This window comes from Phaeobacter sp. CAU 1743, assembly GCF_039839315.1.
In the GTDB taxonomy this organism is placed as follows: Bacteria; Pseudomonadota; Alphaproteobacteria; order Rhodobacterales; family Rhodobacteraceae; genus Phycobacter; species Phycobacter gallaeciensis_A.
Genome location: NZ_JBDOQR010000172.1, coordinates 1 through 2,057, shown reverse-complemented (window position 1 = coordinate 2,057; position 2,057 = coordinate 1). Strand labels below are relative to the sequence as shown.

At 55.5% G+C, this 2,057-nt stretch carries 2 protein-coding genes; both read left to right on the top strand.

Going from position 1 to position 2,057, the window contains the following annotated elements; translation table 11 throughout:
* The first annotated feature begins 165 nt into the window (after nucleotides 1-165).
* Nucleotides 166-654: a toll/interleukin-1 receptor domain-containing protein gene (locus AAFO90_RS24710; RefSeq protein ID WP_347511164.1), complete on the top strand. Its 489-nt coding sequence runs from the start codon at nucleotides 166-168 to the stop codon at nucleotides 652-654.
* A gap of 23 nt (nucleotides 655-677) precedes the next feature.
* The gene (locus AAFO90_RS24705) at nucleotides 678-1,610 is read left to right on the top strand and encodes an IS5 family transposase (protein ID WP_185926669.1); all 933 of its coding nucleotides are present in this window, start codon (nucleotides 678-680) and stop codon (nucleotides 1,608-1,610) included.
* Nucleotides 1,611-2,057: the final 447 nt, after the last annotated feature.

The window sequence follows — 2,057 nt, the reverse complement described above, 5'->3', positions numbered from 1 at the left end:
CTGTTTCTTCTTCATCGACTGGCGTAGCGCAGGAAAGGCGGGCTGTTTGGGCATCGGCGGGCATCCTTCAAGGTCCCGCTCAGTCTACCGCAACACGCTAAGAGCACGAGGTTTTTCAGACTTTCCCCTAATCTGGAGAAGCCAAAGAACCGTGAGCCACGCAGAATGCAACGCCTTTCAATTTTTCTAAGCCATTCATCGAGAGACAAAGCGTTTGTACGCCGAATAAATTCGGATTTGAAAAGTGGTGGTTTCGATACCTGGATAGACGAGGACAATATTCCATATGCCGCATCAATTTCAGAGGAGATTCAAAATGGATTGACCAAAGCAGATGTGATATTTTTGTTTCTCAGCGAGGCGGCCGTGAGGTCGAAGTGGGTATCGACCGAATGGCAATCTCAATTTTTCAAACAAGTGTCCGGCGGCAAGACAATGGTGGTGCCTGTCCTTGTTGATGACTGTGAAATACCTGAGTTCCTCCAAGACAGAAAGTACATCGACTTCAGGAAAAAGAGCGAATACGGAAAGAGCTTGGCGTCCGCGCTAGATTTTTTGCAATCGCTGAAAGTTGAGCGATATGGTGCCAAAAAGAATTTCGACAGCACTTTGGGGGCCTTGTTGCGCAAATCGGGTGAGGGATTCACTGCGTGAATCCAGCGTGATAGCTGGAAGGTATGAGCAGTTGGGCCCCTACGAAGTATAAGACCACGAACTGGTCGGCTTACAATGAAGCACTGTGTCAGCGCGGATCGCTGACGATCTGGTTCAATCCCGACATGATGTGGAAGCCGCCGCCGAGCGGGAAGCGTGGGCGGCAGCCGAGCTTCAGCGATGAAGCGATCCAAACGTGCCTGACAATGAAGGTGCTCTTTGGCATGCCGCTGAGACAAACGACCGGGTTCGTTCAGAGCCTCCTGCGGCTGGTCGGGTTGGATTGGCGAGTGCCGGACTTCAGCACCCTGTGCCGCCGCCAAAAGACGCTGAATGTGGCGATCCCGTATCGCGGCGGCACGGGCCCGCTGAACCTGCTGATCGACAGCACCGGCATCAAGGCCGAAGGCGAAGGTGAGTGGAACGCCCGCAAGCACGGCGGAGCCAAACGGCGCATCTGGCGCAAGGTGCACATCGGTATCGACGAGGAAACATTGGAAGTCCGGGCCGTCGAAGTCACCGGCAGCAACATTGGCGATGCGCCCATCCTGCCAGATCTCCTTGACCAAATCCCGTCTGACGAAGAGATCGGTTCCGTGACGGCAGATGGCGCCTACGACACACGCAAGTGCCACGAGGCAATCGCTGCTCGTTGTGCCGCTGCGATCATCCCGCCCCGCAAGAACGCCAAGCCTTGGAAACCGACGAGCCCCGGAGCCATCGCCCGCAATGAGGCACTGCGCGCGTCCAAATATTTGGGTCGCGCCATCTGGCGAAGATGGTCTGGCTACCACCGCCGGAGCCGGGTCGAGAGCAAGATGAACTGCATCAAGCTGCTCGGCCAATCCCTCATGGCCCGAGACTTCGACCGCCAGGTCGCCGAGCTGCAAGTTCGCATCGCCGTGCTGAACGGCTACACCGCGCTCGGCATACCCGTCACTGTGGCCGTAGGATAGGTCCGTCCGGGGAAAGGGGAACCACGCTCAGACCCCGATTTGTGCAACAGCGCCCGATGAAATGACTCATGACTTTTTATCGATACCACCAAAGGTTTTGAAAAAGGCCATTGAAGGCGTTCCATTGTTCTGCGACGATTAATTCTTGACAGTTTCACGTCACTTGGTGAGGGGCGGCGTGGTTGGCGATTTCAGTGGCTTGGAGGAAGAGACCTTAGGTCCCTTTGAACTGTGCGAGTTGGGAATTGTGTCGTTTCAGCCAGGGAACTTCAACTTTTCGCCTTTTGGGATCTGCTGGGTGATCTGCGCCTTGGCCTGGCAGGGGAATGTCCCGAACGATGTTGAAAAGCGTTTCGGGCGACGCTGCGGATTTCATGGTTATGCGGCTTGATCCAACGGGTCAACCAGCGCATCATTTTGTGGGTCGCGGTGTTTTTCCAATGCGGC